The sequence below is a fragment of the Actinosynnema sp. NPDC023658 genome (assembly GCF_040639995.1).
Taxonomy (GTDB): Bacteria; Actinomycetota; Actinomycetes; order Mycobacteriales; family Pseudonocardiaceae; genus Actinosynnema.
In genome coordinates, this window is the sequence record NZ_JBFAAX010001123.1 from 1 (window position 1) to 1,693 (window position 1,693).

General features: G+C 74.2%; 2 protein-coding genes. One reads left to right on the forward strand and one right to left on the reverse strand.

The window, feature by feature from the left end; genetic code table 11:
* The first annotated feature begins 156 nt into the window (after positions 1 to 156).
* Positions 157 to 966: a cyclase family protein gene (locus AB0G02_RS38750; protein ID WP_360805058.1), complete on the forward strand. Its 810-nt coding sequence runs from the start codon at positions 157 to 159 to the stop codon at positions 964 to 966.
* A 109-nt stretch (positions 967 to 1,075) separates the two neighbouring features.
* On the opposite strand, the gene AB0G02_RS38755 is transcribed toward AB0G02_RS38750, so the two are convergent.
* Positions 1,076 to 1,693, reverse strand: a 618-nt coding sequence (locus tag AB0G02_RS38755) for a hypothetical protein (protein WP_360805061.1), incomplete at its 5' end; no start/stop codon positions are given.

The window sequence follows — 1,693 nt, forward strand, 5'->3', positions numbered from 1 at the left end:
TGGCCGATCACCAGGGCGATGGCGGCGAGGGCGAGGAGGCCGTAGCCGGCCGCGCGGGGCGGCCGGGGAAGCCGTCCGGCAGGTCGTCGTCCCGTGATCACCCAGCGGGTACGGTTGCCCGGATCGGGTGACGGCTAGGCAGAGGAGTGGTCGGCGGTGCGCAGACGGTCGATGCTCGCGGGTGTGGCGACAGCGGTGGGCGGCATGATCGCCGCGGGCAGCGGGTCGGCGGGTGCCTCGGGCGCCCGCCTCGGCCTGGGGGACTACCGGTTGGTGAACCTGGCGCACGTCAACGACCCGGACCGGACCAACGTCTACCCGGGCGACCCGGAGTTCACCCTGACCACGATCACGACCGTGCCGACCGACGGGTTCTACCTCCAGTACGCGCAGCAGGGTGAGCACACCGGCACGCACTGGGGTGCGCCCGCGCACTTCAACGAGGACCAGCCGCACGCCGACGAGCTCGAAGCCGAGGACCTGTTCCTGCCCGCGGTCCGGATCGACGTGCGGGAGCAGGCCGCGCGCGACGCGGACTACGAGGTCGGCGTCGAGGACCTGAAGCGGTGGGAGAGGCGGCACGGCCGGATCCCGGACGAGGCCGCGGTCGTGCTGTGGACCGGGTGGGAGGAGCGCTGGGGCACCCCGGCGTTCTTCAACTACGACGCCGACGGGCGGATGCACCAGCCGGGCTTCTCGCTGGCGGCCGTGCAGTGGCTGGTCGACACCGGCCGCCTCGGCCGCCGCGGTGCGCTGGGCACGGACACCTTCAGTCCCGAGTCCGCGCTGGACGAGGAGTACCGGGTGTCCAAGCTGCTCTACCGCGAGCACCGGATCAGCCTGGAGATCCTGGCGAACCTGGCCGAGCTGCCGCCGACCGGCGCGCACGTCCTGGTCGGCGGCACGATCAACCGGCGCGGCTCCGGCTCGCCCGCGAGCGTGTACGCCTTCGTGCCGAAGCGATGACCCGCGCCATGCGCGACCTGCCGGCGACCTGACCCCGCGGTCGGACCGCCTTCCGGCCGGGGAACGACGGGTGGCCGACCACCGGGGTGGCCGGCCACCACGACCGCCGTCACCACTTGTCGGAGGTGACGATCGCCTTCAGCTGGTCGAGGGTCAGCGGCGGCTGCGGCGCGTAGACCGCACTGCCCGGCGAGCCGGGCACGGCGCCCTGGGGGTCCTCCTGGTTGCCGACGCGCAGGAGGATCATCGTCCCGTCGGGCCGCTTGGCGCACGCCAGGTACGACACCGCCCCGGCAGCCGGCCGCGCGGTCGCGGTCGCCAGTCGGGAGCCGTCGGGCAGCGTGCTGACGTCGCAGTCCTCCGCGAAGGGGGAGTTGCACCACTCGCCGGGCTCGGAATCGCTGGAGTAGATCGTCAGGGCGACGCTCCCGGTGACGCCCGCGGCGGTCAGGGTCCCGCCGACGAGCGCGCCGGCGGAGTCGTCCGGGTCCACGCCCTGCGGTGTCACGGTCGACGCCGTCCCCGGCGGCTGGGGGTTCTTCGAGGAGGACGGGGGCGGCAAGGTGAACTCCTGGGTCACCTCGAACTCCGCCGTGCCGCCGAGCACCACCCTGAACCGGGCGACCAGGTCGTCCGGCGAGGTGGGCACCGCGCCGCGCGCCGCGGTCGTGGACGGGGCGGTCGACGCCGAGGTGGTCTGCAGGCCGGCGGCGTGCGTGCCGGGGTC